Below are 22,822 nucleotides of genomic sequence, written 5' to 3'. Positions count from 1 at the left end.
AACCCCCTGCCTCATGCAAAATGAGGGTCTCAGAGAAGGGTGCTTTTTGAGTCAGTGATGCCGGAATCATCACTGGCTTTTTTTTTGTGAATAGGTTGGCTACTGCTTCATAGGCGGGCGGTAAAAAAGTGGGTTTAAAATTCGTATTGCTTCAGAGTTGATGGTAATTGAGGTATTGGCTAACTAAGGTAATTTTGAGAACTCCATCGTCTTGATTAATCACTTGATACTTACTTACAGCCTTTACTGGTGATGACAATCTGCCCATCCAGCACCTCATACGTAGCGCCAATGGTCTGACAAACGACATCGAGTCGTTCAAGCAGGCTTTCATTCGAAAACGTAAGATTCACCAGACAGGCTGACAGGTCATCTTCATTGTAAAGAAGCTTCACACCGTAGGTATGCTCGATGGTTGAAAAGACTTTAGCGACCGGAGCATCCTCAAAGATCTGCTCGCGGCTAATCGTTTCGGGCATCAATGCTTTGGGTTTCTCAACCAGTGCCTTCATCAGCTGGTTATCGGCCAGATTGTACGTCATTTGTTGATTTGGAGTCAGGATGACGCCCTGAATCTGTCGCAGACCGGACCGCTGTGCTTTCTCAAAATCCTGTTGCTTATAAACCGATACCCGCCCAGTTCTTACGGTTACGACAACGGCTTTTTCGCTTTCAAAAGCCCGTACCAAAAAGCTCGTTCCCAGTACTTTAGTGACTGTTTGGTTGGCGTAGATCAGAAACGGTTTAGTAGGATTTTTGACCACGTCGAAAAAAGCTTCCCCGTTCAGGTAAACCGTTCTGTTGTTTGCTCCGAACTGTTTTGGATAACTTAAACGGCTCTTTGGCCGGAGAGTTACAACACTACCATCGCCAAGTACGACATTGACAACCCGATCGCTGTCATTTACTTTTTCCAGGAGCAGAATGCCCGCTGCCTTTGTCAAGTGGGCGTAAGGTGCCGGTTGAGCATGCTCATTCGTGTACCGATACAGCCAGATCCCTAACCCAACCGTAACGAGAATAGAAGCGGCTGCTGCCCACCGCCACCAGGATTGTTGCCAGATCGATCGCACGGGTGTTTCTACGTCAGCATCCCGACGCTCGGCGGCCCGTTGCATCAACTGGCTTAGCTCGCTATCGATACGGTCTTCCGTTGCATTATCGCGGTATTCACTGGTTAAGGCACGTACAAGTTCCTGCGCCTGCCTGACTACATCGGCCCGATCCGGATTTTCTATCAGCCATTGTTCCCAGAATACGGTAGCCTGGGGAGATGTTCCACCTACCCATTGGCGAAATGACTCGTCGAACAGAAAATCTTCAGCGTTGTAAATCTTGTAGTTCATAGCAGCGCAAAAAGCACACGGTTGCTTCTAACCCTATAGTGCTATTCTTTGCCTGCCAATACTCAAAAAAATGTAAAATTTTTTTCGCCTAGAGTACAATTGTCTGTTTGTTACCGTTTGGGGAGGATTAGCAGCAAAAGCGAAAGGAGCAAATCAGGAGACCAGTGGCTTCTGAGTTCTTTAAAGGTCCGATGAAGGAGGTTAGCTACGCTCTGCCGTTCCATGCCCATAATCTGGGCAATTTCGTGATTATCCAGGTTCTGATAGAATCGTAGATAAAGCACTTCCTGCTGACGCTTGGTGAGACTAGCCATCAATTGATGCAATAACCGGGCCTGCTCCGTATGCACTTCCTGATCAATTATTTCGTCTTCAATCGATACCGAGAAGGGGCCAGACTTGTCTGAATCATCAATCTGGATCGGGGATTGATGTGCCCGAGACTTTAATAATTTATAGCGGAGCGCTTTAAGCAGATACGTTTTAACGAAAACGGCATTTCCGACCGTTTCCCGGTGATCCCATAATTCCAGAAAAAGATCCTGAATCGTGTCCCAAACCAGTTCGGAGTCGGTCGTTAAACGCAGGCCATAGTTATACAATCCAGGATAATGCTCCCTGGCCAACTCTCCTAAAGCCCGTTCGTCTCCAGCTTTGAAGCGTTGCCATAGCTCCTGAGGAGATAAATCCCGATAAGTGGCTGCTGTAAAACGTTCCAATGGTTATTGACCCTAGTATACAAACGCTAAAGACGACCCATGTGATTTTATATTGATCAAATCTGGTATTTATTGAACAATTTTCGTCATTAGTCGAAGCTGACCTCTACGAGTATACCAAAAAAGCTGGCTAAGTGTTTTGTGACAATTGACTTAGAGCCGCTCGTGCTTTATTGTCGACACTGTTTTTATACTCGTGGTGCTTGAAACTAAGTGCTTTCTGGAATAATGACCGCGCCAGAACACGATCGCCCTTCTGTTGGTAGATATACCCTAATTGTAGAGCCGCCGTTGCACCGAAGGATAACTGCTCCCGGCTACCATCGGGGGATTCACTAAGAACTAAAGCCCGGTTAAGATAAGGAATGGCCGCATCGGCATCGTTCCGGCGCTGATAGATACGACCAAGGCGGTAATTATATTCGGCTTTCTCGGCCGTCAATGAAAATTTTGCTTCACCGTAAGGACGAAGATAAGCCAGCGCACTATCCGTAAAACCACCATCGGAGGCAAGCCGGGCTCGCATCAATACTTTCTGATTGGGCGATCCGCCCCGCTTCAGATACGCTTCGGCGAATTTCTGCGCGGCCTTATCCGATTCAACTGTCGTTCGGCCAACGGTTATCAGTTTTTCCAGAAATAACCTTGCTTTACTATCAGGCGAATTGGCCAGCCAGTGGCAGAGAAATAACTTATAATATGAATCCTTCAAAAAATTCTGTCCTTTATACGCAGTCAGAAATTGCTGGAAGTGATTGATAGCCATTGAATTCTGTCCCTTTTGCAGGTAAATGTCGCCTAAAATATTTTCGATGACTGGCATTGCCTGATAGGCTGACCCAGTAGGGCGTGTCAGTAAATAAGTGAGCGCCTGCTCGCTATGGCCATTCTTCTGCTCGATAGTTGCCCCGAAAAAATGCAAAAGCAGATTATCCTGATTGTCGCTTACCAGCCGCTGTAAATCCTTTCCATCCGCTTCCGAGAATTTCAGGACGTATGCCTTTACCATCAGCGAAACAAGCTGGGCTTCGAGCCTGAAGGTGGGGTCCTGTTCGGCTCGCTGCAACTCCTGTTGTCCCTGCTGAACATTGCCATGCAACCCAAGCAGGTTGGCTACCCAAACGTAATTATCCGGCACTGACCCAACCATGATATGCAGTGTTCCAAGCGATTTATAGGTCGGTAAAAAATGGGGGAATTTTTTCTGGTTGGTAGCCAGTAACTTATAAGCCCGAATAACATCCCAGCTCGCACTGAGTTCTTTACCAAATTTCAATTTTACAAACGCCCAATGGAGCCGAACTTCTGCCTGGATAACACGCTGCCAGGGCGAGTTTTCATCTAAGGCATTAAGCGCATCCAGTCGCTCATCTTCGCGGTCGCTCATGTCAGCATAGGCCCGGTCATCGTCGGAGGTGACAAGGGTGAGCATATCTGCATAATCATCCAGAAAAATGCGGACACCGTTCTGGCTACTTTCTTTCACTAAAGCCTGCCGGGCCGACTGGAGCTTCAGTTTTTGGAGATCCGTATAGGCACGTTGCAGACCTGGTGTCCAGACGAAATCCTGCGCATGAACGCAGCAGGACACTAAAAATAGGGCGGCTGTTAGTACCGAAATTGGTCTGATTAGCATCAGCATAGCAAACGCAGTATAGCAAAAAAGGTCGCCAGTTAGACGACCTTTTTTGCTAATTAGATTAATCACCTACCGACCCCGGCCAACTGGCGCTGGTTCGGGCACCCCTTCGACATCGGCAAAAATCCGGCCGCAGTGTTCGCAAACGATGATTTTCTTCTTGTCTTTAATGTCGGCCTGACGCTGCGGTGGTACTACATTAAAGCAACCGCCACAAGCACCCCGTTTCACCATAACGACCGCAAGGCCATTGAGGGCATTGCTCCGGATTTTATTGTATGAGTTCAATAAGCGCGGTTCGATGGTTGTTGCCTGCTGGTCGCGCTGCTTGATAATCTCCTTTTCCTCTTCCTGGCTTTCCGACGTAATCTGATCCAGTTCCTGCTTCTTTGCCTTCAGATCTTCTTTCCGTTCGTTAAGCGCAGCCTGCGTAGTCTTAATTTCTTCTTCCTTGCCCCGAACCCGAAATTGTGCTTCGTTGATTCGTTTATCGGCTAGTTCGATTTCGAGCGATTGCAATTCGATTTCTTTGGAGATGGCATCGAATTCGCGGTTGTTGCGCACGTTCATTTGCTGATCTTTGTATTTGGTAATCAGCTTTTCGGCGTCTTTCTTGGCAACCCGGTTGCGCTCAATATCGTCTTCCAACGTCTTGATTTCAGCCTGGAACTTACCTATCCGAGTTTCGAATCCGGCAATATCATCTTCCAGATCACGGACCTCTTCGGGCAGACCACCGCGAATTTTTATGAGTTCGTCTAGTTGAGAGTCAAGGGATTGCAGTTTAAGAAGAGCGTCTAATTTTTGCGCAATCGTCAGTTCCATTCGGAGATTTTTGTTTTAAAGTATAATACCTAATCCGGACCGCCCGTGCGGTTTAATGTATAATGGGGTATAGTCTAACTAGCTGAAAATTAATCAATTCAGAGTCCTTGCATTATACATTATTCATTAGTAATAGCTAACCGGATTAGTGTCAGTTTCTGATAAAATTACCGCAAAAGTAATGAATTTTTTTGCCAAATGCTGGCTAATTAACTCTTTTGTAAAGACTTCACTTTCATAATGACCAATATCGCAGATGACAATGCGCCCATCGGCATCGAAAAATTCGTGGTATTTATAGTCTGCCGTCACAAAAACATCGGCGTTTGCTCGTAAGGCATCGGGCAGTAAAAAGCTCCCGACGCCCCCACATACCGCTACACGCCTGATTGGGTGTGCGGGTAATGGTGTGTATCGAATCAGGTTAAGATTCATCCTGTCTTTCAAGTAGCTTAGCCAGGACTGACCATCCAGTGGCTCCGGCAAATCGCCAACGGCTCCCGAACCAACTTCCTGATTTTTATTATCTAATGCGGTTAAATAATAAGCGACCTCCTCATACGGATGGGCCTGTCTAAGAGCCGCCAACAATTGCCCCTGCTGATGCGTCGGAATGATAACCTCGATCCGGTTTTCAGCCTCTTCGTGGTATTCGCCTACCTCACCAATTGCTGGTTGTGCGGTTTGGCCCGGCTGGTAGGTTCCAGTGCCGCTTACGCGAAAACTACAATTTTTGTAGTCGCCTATCTGACCCGCTCCGGCGGCATAAAGCGCGTCCAGAATTCGTTGCGTATCGGCCACAGGAACAAACGTGACCAGTTTACTCAACACCTGCGATTTAGGTGCCAGTACCTGTACATTCTGTAGATTCAGCTTTTCCGCAATCTTGAAATTAACGCCACCAACCACGTTATCCAGGTTTGTATGGGCGGCATAAATCGCAATGTCATTTTTGATGGCCCTGATGACCGTTCGTTCAACGTAGTTTTTTCCGTTGAGTTTCTTAAGCCCTTTAAAGACAATCGGATGGTGAGCCACAACCAGGTTACAGCCTTTAGCAATAGCCTCGTCTACAACAGCCTCAGTCGCATCCAGCGTAACCAGAACGCCCGTTAGTTCGGTAGTAGGATCGCCAATGATCAAACCGGAGTTATCGTAGGACTCCTGATAGGCAAGTGGTGCCAATGCTTCAAGATAATTGGTCAGTTCACGAATTTGCGTCATAACGAATGAATAACAGAGTCAATGGATCAATGGCCGAATCTATACTAGCTGACCAGTTATTCCTAAAAATCTGATTTTATAAACGGGTCGATGAAAATCAGGACTTTCGCAAAACCCCGTGCCACGGTTTGTTTACGCATCACTATTAACCGTGGCACGGGGTTTTGCGAAAGTCCTGGAAAATACATCATCAGGTTATTTTTTGTCATGCGAATCGGTACAGCGTTGCTGGGCCAGCGTGGTCGCTTGGATGCTAAACGTGGCTGAAGCGTAGATGGTGTCTTTTTTCAGATCAAACAAGCTCGACCGGCATTCTACCTAAGCGAAACCGTCCGGATGAACGAACTGATGGGAATATCGTTGTTAAACAGATGGCTGGTTTGTCTGAAAAAGCCAGACGAAATAGTTCATTATTTGTCCGCTACCAGACAGAGCATAGTTGGTAGTAAACACACAATTCGGTCGAAAATGGGCCTCGTTGCCATTAATAATTGTTAATAAACGGATGGAGACTTTCCCCCACACCAAAAATAGTTGGCAGTAGATGGTATTAGCCCGAACTTTGCAGCAGCCATTAACGCATTAAGGCAATTCGGCACTGACCGTTTTCAATAACGCATCAGAATGATTCTTAGAACTGAAAATTTAATAAAGAAATACGGGTCGCGGCTGGTCAACAATAACGTGTCGTATCAGGTGGCCCAGGGTGAAATTGTAGGGTTGCTCGGCCCAAATGGTGCCGGGAAGACTACCTCGTTCTACATGGCTGTTGGTTTGGTGAAGCCCAATAGTGGTAAGGTTTTTATTGATGATATCGATGTTACAGACCTGCCTATGTATAAACGGGCACGACTCGGCCTTGGCTATCTGGCGCAGGAAGCATCTGTCTTTCGGGATCTATCGGTCGAAGAAAACGTACTGGCCGTACTCGAAATGAGCGACTTGCCAAAAAATCAACGCAAAGAAAAAGTAGAAGAGCTGCTCGCTGAGTTTAGCCTGACGCATGTTCGCAAGAGCAAAGGCAAGGTGCTCTCCGGGGGCGAACGCCGACGCACCGAAATTGCCCGTGCGCTGGCTGTTGATCCTAAGTTTATTCTGCTCGATGAGCCCTTCGCGGGTGTCGACCCGATTGCCGTAGAAGACATTCAGAGCATTGTCGCCAAATTGAAGCACCGCAACATCGGCATTCTCATTACTGATCACAACGTGAATGAAACGCTCTCGATCACTGACCGGGCCTACCTGCTCTTTGAGGGTAAAATTCTAAAGCAAGGCACTGCCGAAGAACTGGCCAGTGATGAACAGGTTCGGCGGCTTTATCTGGGTCAGCATTTTGAGCTAAAGCGTAAAGTTTAAGTACACATTACGGCAAATAGGAGCTATCCTGCAAAATTCGGGATGACTCATGTTTAATCACCGCTTATTATCCCAGCACCTCCCTCAATACGGGCAACGACTTTACCTCGCCGATTGAGTCGATATGAATCTGATAATAAGCCACCAGGGCATCCAGCAGTTCGTTTCGGGCCGAGCGCGAAATCCGGATTGCCGTTCCATAGGGCTGGCGAAGCATGCTATTGAGCGCAGCATCCATCTCATCGTCGGGTAAGAACGGATAGGAGTTTTCCCGGAGCTGGCTCTCGAATTCGCGGGCACTTTCGGGACCAAATCCCAGAAAAAACGAAAGTTTCAGTAGAAAGGTCAGGTGGAAGTTTTCGTAGTTCGTACGGGCCTCTTCCAGGAATAGTACTGAATCGACCAGAAACCGGAACAATACCGGGCTGCTCGCTTCTTCTTTCAGCACTTTATTCAGCATTTCCGTTACGAACATCGCAATCGTTGACTTACTTACCTCAAAAGGCAGGCTCTGAAACGGATGGCTGGTCTTGATCTCCGAAAGCCGGTGCAGATCGCGGTCGTGCTTGTTATAAACGACCATCTCGAGCAACGTTAACGGCTGAAACAGAGCTATTTTATTGTTTTTACTCCGGGCCGTTCGAACGCTATTGACAATATAGCTTTGTAAACCAAACTCTTCGGTATAAACGCGGGCAATAATGGACGTTTCGCGGTAACGAATATAACTAAGGGCAATACCCCGTGTTTTTTGCAGCATTGTTGTCGAACCGCCGATGCGGTAGTAAGCCTACTAAGTTAACTCTTTTTTGCTGAATTTTTGACTGCATTTCCTGATTTCATGGCGCAGGAACCGATACGTCTGGTCGCTCGACTGCACGGATTAAACGATTCGCTGCTCAGCCAATTTTTAACGAAGCAAGGGCCTTTCTTAGCTTGTTTCCTTATTTTTGACCGATAACTTATACGATTCATCACCCCATCAATCAGCACATTTCGATAAAGTAAAACACAGTACAATCGTTCTTTACAAATGGTATTCAATCTTTTCGCATGAAACTCTACAAAACCGGCTCCGGCATCGTTCTTGAATCGAATAATCTGTTTTATACTGTTCCGGCCGACAACTGGGATGATTTAGTCAATCAGGATAATCTGTATGATGTTCTGCTGGAGATAACCAAATCGGTAGCTCCGGCAGATGATCACCAGCAATGGGCACAAACGGGCTTACTGGCTCCAATCGGTCGGCAGGAAGTCTGGGCATCGGGGGTTACGTATCTGCGCAGCCGCAATGCCCGCATGGAAGAATCGAAGAAGTCGGGAGGAGATAATTTTTATGATCGGGTTTACGACGCCGAACGTCCTGAATTATTCTTCAAATCAACACCGGAACGTGTAGTAGGACCAGGAGCAAATGTCCGCATTCGGGCCGACTCGACCTGGAATGTACCGGAGCCTGAGTTAACACTATTTATTACATCATCAGGAAAAATCGTAGGCTACACCTGTGGTAACGATATGAGTTCGCGGAGTATTGAAGGTGAAAATCCGCTCTATCTGCCGCAGGCCAAAAGCTACGACGGTAGCGCTGCCCTTGGCCCATGTCTCTATGTTCCAGAGACGCCAATCTCGCCCGATTCGCAGATTAAGCTGGAAATCATCCGGGAGTTTCAGGCTGCCTTTACCAATAGCATTGCCATCAGCCAGATGAAACGGCAACATACGGAACTCGTTTCGTTCCTCTTCCGCGAATGCTCATTTCCTTTCGGCTGCTTCCTCATGACCGGCACCGGTATTGTTCCTCCCGACGATTTCACGCTTCGATCAGGTGATGAAATTCGAATAACGATCGATGGGATCGGAACGCTGGAAAATGTTGTTGGTTAGTGTAGAGGTGTATCGTTTGCGTCTTCTACCGTATGGTTTTGCTGATGCGTACTAACGCCCATCACGACTCAGTTGCCATGAAATTCCAGCCCTATTGGCCATGCGACCGGCTTAAACCTTATGTTCGTCGGCTGATCATTTCGAAAACAGCCGACGAACAGGCTTATAAAATTTTGCCAGACACGTCGCTGGTGATGGGATTTCAGTATCGCGGAAAACTGATGTATCTAGACAATGCGGGTGAAACTCCTTTATCAACATCGGGAGTTACGGGACTTATGGATACGTTTAGAGTCTTTAAAAACTCCCGTAACATTGGCTCTGTACTCGTCGATTTTATCGAAACAGGCGCTGCTGCATTTTTCCGCGAACCTGTCCACGAGTTTTTCGGAAAAAGTCTGTCGCTCGATAACTTTATAGATTCGACAACCCTGGCGGTTCTTGACGAGCAGCTTATGGCGGCCAGCAACGATTGGGGCCGAATCAACACTGTGGAGCAGTTCCTGCTGTCACGACTTCAGGAGCCACGGACAGACCCGCTTATTGTAGCTGCCCTTCAGCACATTCACTTGTCGAACGGAACAATCCGCATGAAGGAATTAGCCGATAAACTCTGCATCAGCCAGAGCCCGCTCGAAAAACGATTTCGAAAACAGGTGGGTGCATCGCCCAAAAAGTTTTCGTCTATCGTTCGAATCAAAAACGCAATAAACGCATTGGGTTCCACTGATTCAACCACCCGAATCAGTATTGACGCAGGCTATTTCGATCAGGCACATTTTCTTCATGATTTCAAGCGTTTTACCGGCTTATTGCCTACTCAATTCCTTCGCTTTCCGACTGCTATCTGACGAAGAAAAACGATTTTTTACAAGTTTGGGCCTGGCCTGATTCAGAATTTTGTGGTAAACAAATCAGCCACAAAATGACCATAGCTGAAAAAATTCATCAGGCTTACGCCACTTCGAAAAACTATCCTGATCTGGCCCAGAAACTTATCGATGCCGGTGTTCAGTCGTATACTGTTGATGTAGCATCCAGTATTATTCTGTACAGATTTGCTCATGGATTAGTTGAGATTCACGCCAGTACAGCCGGGCCAAGAACTATTGAACGAACCTTCGATGAGGCACTTACTCTAAAGGCCATTCGTGATAATCAGGAAGGTAAATCGGATTACCCTGGCTTTATGGACGCAATCGCCAAAGCCGGTGTGCGCTTTTATGACGCCATACTGAACGGTTCTGGAAAACGGGTCATCTATCTGGGTATCGGTGGCCATTACGAAGAGCGGATACCGGTTAAACAGGGTGTTTACTAACCAGAATGCCCCAAACCGCATCGTACGGTTTGGGGCATTCTAGTTACCTTTTTTTTGTTGGTTTGACTGTCTGACGTAAACTGTTGACTTCTTTCTTTAATTCAATGATGTAAAGCGTGAGTTCTTCGATCTTTTCCAGCAGTTTGGCATTCATTTGGCCAACGTCCATTCCATCCTTCACAACCTCTTCTGCCGAAGGTATACCGGGCAAATGCTGGTGTTGCTGAATGTATCGTTCCACTTCAGCTAACGGGCGCAACTGGTAGGTATTGCCGAGTACGTGATCACTCCAGTCGGACGTATTTTTGATCGCAACTTTAACTTTCTCGGTCAAAATCCCTTTAGAAACAAAAAGGTTATAATCGGACGGTGTCTTGCTAACGCCCTGGCCAATAATAATGGCCTCGCCCTTCACACTTTGTAGAAACCGGCCATTACGTTGCCACAAGCCATCATCTGAAGAAGCCGCAGCCCTGCCACCACTGACGTAGTTTGCCAGATATACATCACCCTTAGCGTTGACCGTCAGGAATTTACTGGCACTTCCAATAGGCGTCATGGCCGAGGTGACCTGAGTTAACCGGAGTCCGGATTGTCCGCTGGAATCGGCATGAATTTCCAGCTTATTTCCGGGGCTACCAGTCCCAATTCCGACATTGGCACCGTTGCCCAGCACGATCGCATTACTAATATCCACTCGGGCATTGTTACCAATAGCCGTAGCATTAGACAGTCCTGCTTTACCCGCATTTGCCCGGTAGCCCAGAAAGGTATTGTTAAGTCCATTCTGATTGCTCCGTCCACTTTCAGAACCAATGGAGACATTATTGGAGCCGTTCACGCCAGCTCCATTCCCCGCATTAGTTCCCAGATATACGTTGTAATTACCGGCGGCATTGGCACTTCCCGCGCTATCGCCCAAAAAGACGTTGGCCGAGCCAATCGTGTTGTTAAGCCCGGCCAGCGTACCCAGAAAGGTATTAAAATTCCCGGTGGTTGTATTTAGCCCCACTTTATACCCAACAAAGGTATTGGCCTGCCCACTGCTGAAGAAACCTGCCCAACTACCCACAAATGTTGACTGATTGCCGGTCATGTTCGAATAACCCGCATTAGGCCCTAATGCGACATTGCCGCAACCTGTCGTATTCGCGTATCCGGCCCCTACACCAACAAAATAATTGCCGCAATCTGCCGCTCCACCTGTTACGGTTACCGATGTTGCAGCCGTGGCCGTTTGGCTCACAGCATCCGTGACAATAACGGAGAACACCTGTACCCCTGCGGTCAGACTTGTCACTCTGGCGGTATTACCAGCCGTTGGACTAACACCGGGGCCACTGAATGTGTAACTAAACGGAGCCGTGCCCCCCGACACTTTTGCGGATAGGTTTGTCAGGCCCGGACTTACGGCAGGGCTGGCAACAAGCGTTACAGATACCGGATTGGCTGTTGGATCTGCTCCATTCAATGCACCGCCAATGCCACCACTACCCAAACGGGCAGCCAGAAAATCGGCCCGAAAGCTACCGCCATTCCCTGAATTCGCCCAGCCAGTGATTGAAGGTTTAGCACCATACGTAAAAATTGATGCGCCACTGCCTCCCGGCGACGAAGCTTTTGGAATAGCCGTATGCCCACTGGCCGGATCAGGATTGAACGTTGTCGGCCCATCATTGATCGTAAAGACTTTCAGTTGCTGTGGCGTTAACACCTGACCCAGTTTTCCATTAATAGCGTCTACATCGGCCTGCGTATAATAAAAAGACACCGCAACGGGGTTGCCTGCCGATGGCTCATTGGTCGGTTTCAGCGTATAATAACGGTTTGCAGCAGACCAGCCCGTTGGAAGAGTCACGTAATTAGTCGGGCTATTGGGGGCTATAACCGATGCGCCAGAAGTACCTTTTAGTTGCAGACTGAACGTTCCATCGCCAATCCGGCCGATGTTCTGCCCGTTTTTGCTGATCGAAAGTATCTTATTAAGTTCTGCATCGGTATAATGCGTCTGGTTATTGCCATCCGTACATTCGCAGGTTGCGTTACGGGCAATACCGTTGGTGGCAGGCACTGAAAAGCCGTCTCCATCTTTAATAATGGTAAACTGATCCTGAATTGAGCCATCACCGGCAATCAGCTTCGATACCAGTTTACCGCCTTCAATTTCAAGGTACATTGATCCCCCGGCATCGTCGTAGGCAACTTCCATGGCATTATGTGGCCATTGAGCCGTTCCCGATAAGATACGCCCGCCTGGAGCCCCACCGTGACCATTCACTACGTATACCGTGCCTTCATTGGTGGCGGAGTTGCGACTTTTGAAGTAATAGCAGGAATTAGACGATCCATCGAACTTGCCACTTGATTTGGCGTTACTGCCATCAACGGAATTATGCAGCTTACTGTCGTACGTAAGCGCATCGCCGTAGTGTCCTTTCATGAGCCTCGACCGCTCGTAGACGTGACTGTGACCACACATGACCAGATCAACTTTATACTGTTCCAGTACCGGCAATAGATTCATTCGAACGTCCCGAAGTTGTTTATTAGTATCCGAATCGTGTGTGCCCTTCGTGTAGGGTGGATGATGCCAGAAGGCAATAATCCATTTTATGTTTGGATTCGCCTGAGCAGCGGCCAGATCCTGTTTGAGCCAGGTAAGCTGCGGCCTCGACTCAAGAAACCGAACATCGGAGGCCACATCGGCATTGTCTTCGTAGCGGTCCGAATCCAGGCTGACGAAATGAATGTTACCGTAATTAAACGAGTAATAGGACTCCGTGCCCGATGGCACCCCACCCGCTTCGGCGTTGGTTGGATGCGAGACAACACCGTAGTATGGAATATTCAGATTAACCCGTAGCTCATTGGTCACATAATCGTGATTGCCCGGTGTCGAAAAAATGGGAGTCTGCTTCATGTACCGATCTCCCCCATAACCAACGTCCGAACTGAAAACATACGCCTGGTATTCATTATCCAGGCCCTGATTGTATGCATTATCGCCCAGCCAGAGCCAGAGATCGATGTACGGGTCGCCAATGCTCTTCATATAGTTTTTGAACGCATTTTTCACATTGGCCTGCCGTGCAGAATTGAGGTAGCCGAAATCACCCAATGACCAGATGCGGGTCTTTTTAGGCGTTCCCTCTGGCGGAAAGGTGTAGAAATAATTAGCCGCATCGCCCTGTAATGACCCCGTTGGCGTGCCTACCGAATAATAGTATTGTGTGTTTGGGGTTAAGCCGGTTATGGTTACTTCATGATCTATAACCGCCGTTGTCTCACTAACCGACCCGGACAGACTACTGGCTGATGCACCAAAACGAACCACACCGATCGAAGCGGGGTCGGTACGCCAGCGAAATGTCATGCTGGTTGGTGATGCTTTCTGTAAATAGGGGCCTCGTACGAGTGCTTCGCCATCATTGGGTATATGAAGTCTGCCCTCTGAGATAGACTGTATTCCAGCGGTCAAATAGACCACCAAAACACTAATTTTAACCAGCTGGAATAGTGGTAATGATTGTTTCATTTTCAGTTAACGAGGCATTATGAACAAACAAAGCTATCACCGTGACTTGAAAGCAGAGAGAAATCTACAAATAATTAGCTAACTTTCAATTAATTGGCGCGTAACAACGCTCATAATCTTAGCCTGAAGCCATGCCATTAAACAGGCGTGATAACCTATAATCGGAGTACAGCTCCGGCAAACGTTATGCTTCGGTTACCTTGCAAATAGGTCCCCATTTGCGCTTATTTTTGTCGAAAGAATGGGTTCAATATATTCCTTTATGAAACGATCTGTATACCGATCAGCAGTTTTACATGGCTCCGTTGCCTCAATACTGCTCATACTGGTAGCGGTTCTGGTTCAATCATTTACCTCTATTCAACCGCACAAGGTCGTTAAAACAACGTACCTGACCGATCTTGCCCGGCTCGATTCAGCGGTAACCAAGCTCTATACCACCATTGAGAGACGCCAGCCTGCACCGATCGTTCAGGCAGCGTTCCGCCAGTCAAGGCTGGCTTACAAACGGGTAGAATTCCTGACTGAATTTTACTTTTCGGGATCAGCCAAATCGCTCAACGGGCCACCGTTACCCGAAGGTGAGCTAGATGATGGCATTGGCGTTGTTATTCAGCCTAATGGGTTTCAGGTAACGGAAGAAATGATTTTTCCGTTAGATGCTTCCCGTCGAACCGATTTACTCCGGCAAATGGCATCCATCAAAACTACAGTCAGCCAGTTACGCCGGGTTGCAAACTATAATGAATTAACAGACAGTCAGATCTTTGACGCGATGCGGCTGGAAGTGTTGCGCCTGATTACACTGGGCATTACGGGATTCGACTCGCCAGTCTCACTGCACTCCCTCCCCGAAGGCATTGCGGCTCTCGAAAGTCTGGATCATGCCCTGCTGGCCTATCCGATTGCCACCCAACAGGCGACTCATCTTCACCAGACAATCAGTAAAGCCATTCAGGCCATGCGCGGGCAATCGTTCAACCAGTTTGACCGGCTCGGGTTTATACGACAATATGCTTATCCGCTGAGCCGTCTGCTCATGGAAACGCAACTTGCTCTTGGTTACCCGCTGGCAACCGACAAACGAATGCTGCGGCCTACCGCCCGAACGCTTTCGGATACCAACGCTTTCGACCCAACTTTTTTTCTGCCTTATAATCATGCCCTGCCCACTGCCGATCGGGTTGCGCTCGGTAAAATGCTTTTTTTCAATCCCATTCTATCTGGAAATGGGCAACGTACCTGCGCAAGCTGCCATCAACCCAATCGCGCCTTTACCGATGGCGAACCGTCGCCATTAACGCTCGATGCAAAACATCGCATTGGCCGAAATACGCCAACCTTAGTCAATGCCGCTTTTCAGTCGTTCCAGTTCATGGATTCAAGAGTTTTTTTTCTGGAAGATCAAATTACCGATGTTATTCACAATTCGCAGGAAATGGGTGGCTCTCTGACCAGTGCAACCGCAGCGCTACAAAAAGACTCAACCTTCCAGAAACAGTTCGCGCAGGCGTATGCAGATGGCGTAACCGAAACAAACCTGAAAAACGCTCTTGCGTCTTATGTCCGGTCATTGATCAGCCTGAATACCCGTTCGGATCGTTATCTGCGTGGCGAAAAAGCAGCCCTGACCGCTCAGGAAAAAATGGGCTTTAATGTATTTATGGGCAAAGGCAGATGCGCTACCTGCCATTTTTTTCCGCTGTTCAATGGCACGATACCACCGGCTTACGTCAAAACGGAAAGCGAAGTACTGGGCGCTCCTGCCACTGCTACTGAACGACAGCTCGACGCCGACGAAGGCCGCTATCGATCAACTAAAATCGGCATTCATCGAAATGCATTCAAAACACCCACTGTCCGGCAAGCGGCCCTTACAGCTCCCTACATGCACAATGGCGTCTACAAAACACTGGATCAGGTCGTTGAATTCTACGACAAAGGCGGAGGAGTAGGGTTAGGATTTACCCTGGAGAACCAGACGCTTCCCTTCGACAAACTCAATCTAACCCTCACCGAAAAGCGAGCTTTAGTCGCTTTTATGAAGTCTCTTTAAGAAAATCGGCGTGTATTTTATCGGCCACTTCTCCAGGGTAGGGCCGATGAAAATACACGCCGATGCCTGAAAAATCAGGGCTTACGGGCAAGCTCATGCAGGTCCAATTGCTGAATCAAAGCAGGATTTTCGGGCGTCAAAGTAAAAAATACGTCTACGCTGGATTGCTCACCCTCGATCACAAAATGACCGCGCAACTGATTTTCGGGAATCAACTCGCCAACACGAACCACTTTTCCCATCCTGGCGAATAATGCCTGCGCCACTTTTCGACGGGCCTCCAACGATTGATCAGGGAAGAAGTTTTCGGCAAAAATCTGGCTCTTGTCTGCATTCGTCCAATTCGGTAGCAGACTCACCAGTTCAGCCTTACGCTGGTTGAGAACAGCCGAAACAGGCAGCTGGCGGGGCTTCAGTTTAGCCGTTGACAACAGCGTGTCCAGTACAGCCCAGTTCACCGTTCCCAGGTTGGCATATGTCAGGTTTCCGTAGGCAATAATGCCAATACCATAGTCGGGAAGTATTCGCCATTGGCTACCAAAACCAGGAAGACCTCCACTGTGAGCAACATAGTCGCGGCCATCGCCGTCGTGGCTCCAGCTTAAGCCATACGCATAATGGTTGACCATTGGACTAACCCGGCCGCCGGGAAATCGAAATCCCGGATTCAGGTCCCGGAATGTTCGCGGCAACTGCATCTCCCGTACCGAACTGCGCTTGATCGGCCCTGTTTCGGCATCATTACGCGGAGGCCACGCCGACAGATGAAACGCAACATACCGGCTAAAATCCTCAATGGATGTAATCAGGCCACCCATGGCCCCATAGATACCATCGTGCAATAGCGGCTCTTCAACCCATTGTTCGTTAAGCCAGCGATAGCCATGCGCCAGTTGGTCGGCTGGCACTTTGGTATATTCCCATTCGGTATGCGTCATGCCGAGGGGTTTCAGAATGGTTTCGGTGATGTATTGCTGATACGGCTTGCCCGATACCTTTGTAATAATCCGGCCCAACATGGCAAAAGCAAGGTTGCTGTATTCGTAAGCCACACCAGGCACATTGGAGAATGATACATCGTTTTTTAGAAGTGCCAATAGCTCGTCATCGGTATCGGCTAACTGACGGTCGCCCCACGGATTATCTTCAGGAAAGCCTGCCGAGTGAGTCATCAGGTTGCGAACTGTCATTACCGGTGCATCAGCCGTTAGGTACGTAAGTTTAGCCGCTTCCGGAATATAGTTCGAGACAGGCGCATCGAGCTGGAGTTTTCCCTCATCGCGGAGTTTTAAAATAGCCATTGCGGTGATGCTTTTGGTCATAGACGCAATGCGAAACGCGGACCTGGGGGTTGCGGGTGTTTTACGCGCAACGTCCGTGTAGCCAAATCCGCCGGAATGCACCAATTTACCGTCGACCACCAAGCCAAAAGCAAGACCCGGATAATGATTTTTAGCGGCATAGTCCTGATAAATTTTGTCGATTACCGGGTAAAGCGCTTCAATTTTAGCCAGCCGATCGGGGTCGGTAAAGGTGGGCGGTCGGTAATTTTTCTGTTGCGATGAGGCAGCAATGGAGCTTCCATTGGGCATTGACTGGCTAAACGCAAACGAAGCCCAGAAGAAGGTGACAAGGAGAGCGATACGGTTCATAAACAGTTCAGGTTGATCGGATAAAGATAGTACTTTCGCGTTGATCGGAGTTATGCTTCTGGCCCAAGGTCGCAGCCTTATAAACTATGCTCAGATCAGCTACTCAGTCTATTCTAAACCCATTCTAGTTATGAAAGCAGTTTTGTGCAAACAGTTTGGACCGCCCGAAACACTTGTTGTCGAGGAAATTGAATCGCCCAAAGCCGGTAAAGGGCAGGTCGTTATCAGCGTAAAAGCCTGCGGTGTCAACTTTCCAGACACGCTCATGATTGAAGGCAAATACCAGTTTAAGCCGTCATTTCCCTTCTCGCCGGGTGGCGAGGTGGCCGGTATCGTGAAAGAAGTGGGGGAGGGTGTGACGCATCTGAACGTAGGTGATAATGTCTTTTCACTGACGGGGCATGGGGGATTTGCCGAAGAGGTTACTGGCAACGCGGCTACAACCTTGCCCATGTCCACTGGTATGGATTATATCACGGCTGCTTCGACAATGTACACCTATGGCACCTCCTATCACGCCCTAAAAGACCGGGCTAATCTGAAACCCGGTGAAACATTGCTGGTGCTCGGAGCCGCTGGTGGTGTGGGTCTGGCTGCTGTTCAGTTAGGCGTACTGATGGGGGCAACCGTCATTGCTGCGGCATCGAGCGACGAAAAGCTCCAGGTCTGCCGTCAGATGGGCGCTACCGAAACCATAAATTATACAACCGAAGACCTGCGCGAACGGCTCAAGGCCCTCACCAACGGCAATGGTGTCGATGTTGTCTATGATCCGGTTGGTGATCGGTACTCCGAACCAAGTATCCGGTCGCTGGCCTGGAAAGGCCGCTATCTGGTTGTTGGATTTGCGGCTGGCTCTATTCCAAATATTCCTCTGAATCTAACCCTGCTGAAAGGGGCTTCTCTGGTAGGTGTGTTCTGGGGGACGTTTGCACAACGGGAGCCGAAACTAAGTATGAGCAATTTCGGGCAGATTTTACACTGGATTACCACCGGGCAGTTGAAACAGCATATTCATAGTACATATTCACTCGACGAGTCACCGCTGGCTCTCCGTGCTCTGATGGATCGAAAAGTTGTGGGGAAGGCCGTACTTGTACTGTAGTGGCTATCAGAACTTTATTCAATCAAAATGAACCGGTTCGGATCAGGGGAACGATGGCTTTTTTTGTAAAAAAGTTATTTTAGTTCACTTACGCCGTATTTTTACAAACGTTTGGTAATAGAAGGACAAATAATCTATTGCTGGTTGGCCTTATTTGTACAATTAATGGTCAACCCTTACACTCCCTACTTACGTATCATTCTCTATGCAACTTGACGATTTCAGAGAAGTAGCCGCCAATTATAAAGTAATTTTCTTCGATGCATTTGGCGTTCTGAAAAATTATGAAGGTTTATTGCCCGGTATTGAAAGCACGTTCAACTGGCTTCAGGAAAATGGCAAAGAGTTTTACGTACTGACCAACGATGCGTCGCGCGGACCGAAAGAATTAGCCGAATCCTACCATCGACAGGGACTTTATGCCATTACTCCCGAACGAATTATTTCGTCGGGAATGCTGGCGCGTGAATACCTCGACCTAAAAGTGAATCATGGCAGGGTTGCTTATCTGGGCACTGAAAGTTCGGCACACTATATCGAAACGGCTGGTCTTAAAACGCTGCCTATCAGCCAACTGGACTTGTCCGACATTGCCGACATCAATGCCCTGGTTCTGCTCGATGATGAAGGCTTCGACTGGAATACGGACCTGAACAAAACGGTAAATTTGCTTCGAAAGCGTAATATTCCGGTCATTGTTGCAAACACGGATGAGACATATCCCGTATCGAAAACCCGGATTGCCATTGCTATCGGGGCCGTGGCCGAAATGATCGAAATGATCGTAGGGAAACAGTTTATTCGATTCGGGAAGCCTGATGCTCAGCTTTTTATGTTTGCCTACGAGCGGCTCGAAAATGTGGTTCCCCGTGGTCTGGAAACGCCTGAAGATGGGCATATCAGCAAGCGTGATGTTCTTATGGTAGGTGATACCTTACGTACCGATATACTCGGCGGGAATAAATTTGGTCTGGACACCGTACTGGTTCTGAGCGGCAACACGCAGGCTCAGGACGTGGAAGTGCAGATTCGCAGCACCGGCATTATTCCTACCTACATCTGTGAGTCTGTATTGATTTCGTAGCTGTATATTTTCGGCCTTTGGTTAGGAGCCGTGCCACGGTTGGTCTGTTAGCGCTCATAATAACCGTAGTAGTAGTCTAAGACTAGTGCTCGGTCCATTTAAACCTATAAGCCGGGCCGCCGATGCGCCGGGCCGCCGATGCGGTTTCAAAAACCTTAAAGGTTTGTAATCAACCAAAAAAATTGGGGAACCGGTAAAACCAGTTCCCCAACCACCATTCTCTTTTACCTTACTACACTTGCGTTGCGGTTACAGGCTCATCGGCAGGTTGTGTTTCCTGACCAAATGTTGGAGCCAGCAATCGATCATATAATCTCAGCAATTTGCCTCGTTCGTGAGCCCATGATAGTTCATTGGCAACACGCCGATAGCCAAATTCGCCCATTTCCGTACGAACAGTCTCATTATCGAGTAAATACGTGATTTTGTCCGCAAAATCGTCCAGATCATTCGGGCGAGCGTAAAGCGATGCTTTTTGCGCCGAGAATCGCCCTTCTTTCAGGTCGAACTGAACAATGGGTTTCTTCAGGGCCATATACTCCATGATTTTATTCATGGTCGAGAGGTTGTTCATCTCTGTAGGCCGGTCAGGATTCACGCAAACATCGGCGGTATTGAGCACTTCCAGCAGCAAATCATCGGGAACGCGACCATAGAAATCGACATAGTCTGATACGCCCAGTGTTCCGGCCAATACTTTCATCTCCTCCAGGCTGGTTCCGCCACCAACAATGGCAAACTGCACATCCTGACGCACGGCCGTAATTTTCCGAACGGCTTCGAGCAATAAATCAATGCCTTCACTCTGGGCAATTACACCCAGATAACCAACCAGATAGGTCCGCCCTTTCTTGTAAGCATTGTTACCGGGAACAATCCGGAGCCGCTCCAGTTTAGGACCACTCCGAACGATCGTTACATTTTCGGGCTTCATTTTGCCCCGACGAATCGCAATTTCTTTATAGGATTCATTCGTAGCGATACTAACATTGGCTACCCGGTAGGTAATCCGTTCGAAGAAAAGCATCAGTCGATAGAAAAAGTCTTTCTTGTCGAATTTGGCCAGATAGAACTCCGGGTTGATGTCGTGGTGATCGAAAACGTATTTAACCCCCAGTAATTTAAATGGCAGCGCTACGGTAAAGATCAGATCCGGCGGATTACAGCCATGAATAACGTGAAACCGCTTCTTGGCAAAGATTTTTATCGCGTACCAATACCACCAGAAAATCGATGTACCATATTCGACCAGATAACCAAGTGCTCCTGATGCTTCAACCGGCAGTGGATGACGATAAATATCGATGCCATCGAGTTGTTCGAATGCATCCGTATAGCCTTTCATCTGGGGGCAGATAATGCTGATTTCGGCACCGGCCTCCCGGAGTGTGGTTGCCTCCTGCCACACCCGGCGATCAAATGGAACCGGAAGATTTTCAACAATAATTAGAATATGCTTACCTACTAAATTTTCGAAGTTGGATGTATTCATGAGGGATACGTTTGCGATTTATAGCGCACAGTGGATAGCGCTCTTCTACTAAATCCACGAGCCTATCTGAACGTTAATTGGGCAGGTGACTCGGCCGCGTCCTGCGACCAGTTTATGCCTATATATTGGTTAGCTGGATCTATTTCGGCCTGAATACGAACCAGATCCAGAATGATTTTATTGCTTGCTTCGCCCAGCACCTGAACAAATTCAGCCTCTTTCGTACAAACGACCAGTACATCACTCCATTCGACCAACTCCTCAGCATCCTGTACCATCAGCCGGGAGAGGTGTGGAATGTGCTGGTCTATGTATTCTTTGTTGGTTCCCGTCAGTTTTGAGGTATGCACATTGCGGTCATAAATCTTGAGCGTAAAGCCTTTGCCCAGCAGGGTTTCTGCCAGCTCAACGGCAGGGCTATTCCGTAAATCATCGGTCCCGGCTTTGAAGCCAATTCCCAGAAAACCGATGTTACGATGGCTATGGCGCATCAGTACGGCAATGGCCCGCTGCATCTGAATTTCGTTGGTGCGATGAATGCTGCTGATAACCGGCACTTGTAGATACAGGTCATGAGCCAACGTTTGTAGCCCTTTCAAATCTTTAGGCAGGCACGAACCCCCGTAGGCAAAACCCGGCTTGAAGTAGTATTTGGAGATATTGAGCTGTTTGTCTTTACAGAAAATATCCATCACCTCATGCGAGTCGATACCCAGTGACGAACAGATATTGCCGACCTCATTGGCAAAAGAAATTTTCAGTGCGTGATACGTATTGTTCACATACTTCATAATTTCGGCCGTTTTGGTTTCGGCAACGACTACCTCGGCGGGTAATTCGTCATACAACGTACGAACAATAGAAGCCGCCCGTTCTGACTCGGTACCGATCAATGTGAGTGGCGGGTGATAATAATCATGGACAGCCGTTCCTTCCCGCAAAAATTCAGGGTTACTAACAACGGCAAAGTCTACATCGCGGGTTTTTCCGGTGCGGTCTTCGATCATAGCTGCAATCTTTTCGCAGGTGCCCGGCATGACCGTTGAACGTAGGGCGATAACATGAAAACCTTCTTTCTCCCGAAGCACCTCACCAAAATGTTCTGCTACACTCAGGATATAGGTCAGGTTCAAATGCCCCTGAGCCGTTGAAGGTGTTCCGACCGCTATAATAGAAAGGTCTGTAGCAAGAATGGCCTCCCGAAAATTGGTTGTTGCCCGTATCCGCCCCAGTAAGTGCTGCGTGGCAATGATAGCATCAATGTCTTTTTCAACAATAGTTGCCCGACCATCATTAATCTGATCGACTTTCGTTTTGTTCACATCTACGCCTACGACCTGGTGGCCATTCTGGGCAAGGCACCCAAGGCTAACGCATCCTACGTAGCCAAGTCCGAAAATACTAATGTTCATGCTTACAGTCAGGTTGAAATACTATTAGTTATCTAAATTCTGTATATCCTTGAATCCCTTTCTGGCCGCTAGCTGCAAGCCAAAATGAGCAACTGCTCATCAGGTATTCAAAAAAATGTTCTCAGTTGCTAATGTGTTTATATCAGCTAGAATAGCAGAAAATATA

The 22,822-nt window shown here is 48.1% G+C and carries 17 protein-coding genes; 7 read left to right on the top strand and 10 right to left on the bottom strand.

Annotated elements, in window-relative coordinates:
• Positions 1-230: 230 nt before the first annotated feature.
• The 5 genes from GJR95_RS15710 to GJR95_RS15690 form a co-directional block, all read right to left on the bottom strand.
• On the bottom strand, positions 231-1,346 hold the full coding sequence (locus tag GJR95_RS15710; protein ID WP_162386776.1) for a FecR family protein: 1,116 nt from the start codon (positions 1,344-1,346) through the stop codon (positions 231-233).
• 110 nt (positions 1,347-1,456) lie between these two features.
• Positions 1,457-2,065, bottom strand: coding sequence for an RNA polymerase sigma factor (locus GJR95_RS15705; RefSeq protein WP_162386775.1), 609 nt, complete (start codon positions 2,063-2,065; stop codon positions 1,457-1,459).
• A gap of 130 nt (positions 2,066-2,195) precedes the next feature.
• Positions 2,196-3,701: a tetratricopeptide repeat protein gene (locus GJR95_RS15700; protein WP_232541197.1), complete on the bottom strand. Its 1,506-nt coding sequence runs from the start codon at positions 3,699-3,701 to the stop codon at positions 2,196-2,198.
• A gap of 72 nt (positions 3,702-3,773) precedes the next feature.
• Positions 3,774-4,529 (bottom strand): zinc ribbon domain-containing protein, encoded by a 756-nt coding sequence (locus GJR95_RS15695; RefSeq protein WP_162386773.1) that lies wholly within the window; start codon positions 4,527-4,529, stop codon positions 3,774-3,776.
• A 126-nt stretch (positions 4,530-4,655) separates the two neighbouring features.
• Positions 4,656-5,753 carry a Nif3-like dinuclear metal center hexameric protein gene (locus GJR95_RS15690; protein ID WP_162386772.1) on the bottom strand — a complete coding sequence of 366 codons (1,098 nt, stop codon included), beginning with the start codon at positions 5,751-5,753 and terminating at the stop codon, positions 4,656-4,658.
• A gap of 624 nt (positions 5,754-6,377) precedes the next feature.
• On the opposite strand from GJR95_RS15690, the gene lptB reads away from it, so the two are divergent.
• Positions 6,378-7,109 carry an LPS export ABC transporter ATP-binding protein gene (gene lptB, locus GJR95_RS15685; RefSeq protein WP_162386771.1) on the top strand — a complete coding sequence of 244 codons (732 nt, stop codon included), beginning with the start codon at positions 6,378-6,380 and terminating at the stop codon, positions 7,107-7,109.
• 67 nt (positions 7,110-7,176) lie between these two features.
• Here the strand turns inward: lptB and recO are convergent, their stop codons facing one another.
• Positions 7,177-7,869 (bottom strand): DNA repair protein RecO, encoded by a 693-nt coding sequence (gene recO / locus GJR95_RS15680; protein WP_162386770.1) that lies wholly within the window; start codon positions 7,867-7,869, stop codon positions 7,177-7,179.
• Between the two features lie 293 nt (positions 7,870-8,162).
• On the opposite strand from recO, the gene GJR95_RS15675 reads away from it, so the two are divergent.
• The 3 genes from GJR95_RS15675 (at position 8,163) to GJR95_RS15665 (ending at position 10,320) form a co-directional block, all read left to right on the top strand.
• Positions 8,163-8,999, top strand: coding sequence for a fumarylacetoacetate hydrolase family protein (locus tag GJR95_RS15675; RefSeq protein WP_162386769.1), 837 nt, complete (start codon positions 8,163-8,165; stop codon positions 8,997-8,999).
• Positions 9,000-9,076: 77 nt separating this feature from the next.
• Positions 9,077-9,850 carry a helix-turn-helix domain-containing protein gene (locus tag GJR95_RS15670; RefSeq protein WP_162386768.1) on the top strand — a complete coding sequence of 258 codons (774 nt, stop codon included), beginning with the start codon at positions 9,077-9,079 and terminating at the stop codon, positions 9,848-9,850.
• A gap of 74 nt (positions 9,851-9,924) precedes the next feature.
• On the top strand, positions 9,925-10,320 hold the full coding sequence (locus GJR95_RS15665) for a DUF1398 family protein (RefSeq protein ID WP_162386767.1): 396 nt from the start codon (positions 9,925-9,927) through the stop codon (positions 10,318-10,320).
• Positions 10,321-10,363: 43 nt separating this feature from the next.
• Here the strand turns inward: GJR95_RS15665 and GJR95_RS15660 are convergent, their stop codons facing one another.
• A complete protein-coding gene (locus tag GJR95_RS15660) occupies positions 10,364-13,855 on the bottom strand; it encodes a metallophosphoesterase (protein WP_162386766.1) in 3,492 nt (1,163 codons plus the stop codon).
• 262 nt (positions 13,856-14,117) lie between these two features.
• Between GJR95_RS15660 and GJR95_RS15655 the strand changes: the two genes are divergently transcribed.
• The gene (locus tag GJR95_RS15655; protein WP_162386765.1) at positions 14,118-15,911 is read left to right on the top strand and encodes a cytochrome-c peroxidase; all 1,794 of its coding nucleotides are present in this window, start codon (positions 14,118-14,120) and stop codon (positions 15,909-15,911) included.
• Between the two features lie 74 nt (positions 15,912-15,985).
• Here GJR95_RS15655 and GJR95_RS15650 read toward each other — a convergent pair whose 3' ends face one another.
• The gene (locus GJR95_RS15650; protein WP_232541196.1) at positions 15,986-17,563 is read right to left on the bottom strand and encodes a serine hydrolase domain-containing protein; all 1,578 of its coding nucleotides are present in this window, start codon (positions 17,561-17,563) and stop codon (positions 15,986-15,988) included.
• A gap of 130 nt (positions 17,564-17,693) precedes the next feature.
• Here GJR95_RS15650 and GJR95_RS15645 point away from each other — a divergent pair, with 130 nt between their 5' ends.
• On the top strand, positions 17,694-18,668 hold the full coding sequence (locus GJR95_RS15645) for an NADPH:quinone oxidoreductase family protein (RefSeq protein WP_162386764.1): 975 nt from the start codon (positions 17,694-17,696) through the stop codon (positions 18,666-18,668).
• Positions 18,669-18,873: 205 nt separating this feature from the next.
• On the top strand, positions 18,874-19,752 hold the full coding sequence (locus GJR95_RS15640) for an HAD-IIA family hydrolase (RefSeq protein WP_162386763.1): 879 nt from the start codon (positions 18,874-18,876) through the stop codon (positions 19,750-19,752).
• A 232-nt stretch (positions 19,753-19,984) separates the two neighbouring features.
• On the opposite strand, the gene GJR95_RS15635 is transcribed toward GJR95_RS15640, so the two are convergent.
• Entirely contained in the window at positions 19,985-21,244 is a 1,260-nt protein-coding gene (locus tag GJR95_RS15635) for a glycosyltransferase family 4 protein (protein WP_162386762.1), read from the bottom strand.
• A 62-nt stretch (positions 21,245-21,306) separates the two neighbouring features.
• A complete protein-coding gene (locus tag GJR95_RS15630; protein ID WP_162386761.1) occupies positions 21,307-22,656 on the bottom strand; it encodes a nucleotide sugar dehydrogenase in 1,350 nt (449 codons plus the stop codon).
• Positions 22,657-22,822 lie beyond the last annotated feature (166 nt).

Source organism: Spirosoma endbachense (assembly GCF_010233585.1).
GTDB classification, from domain to species: domain Bacteria; phylum Bacteroidota; class Bacteroidia; order Cytophagales; family Spirosomataceae; genus Spirosoma; species Spirosoma endbachense.
This window is presented reverse-complemented; position numbering and strand designations above follow the sequence as displayed.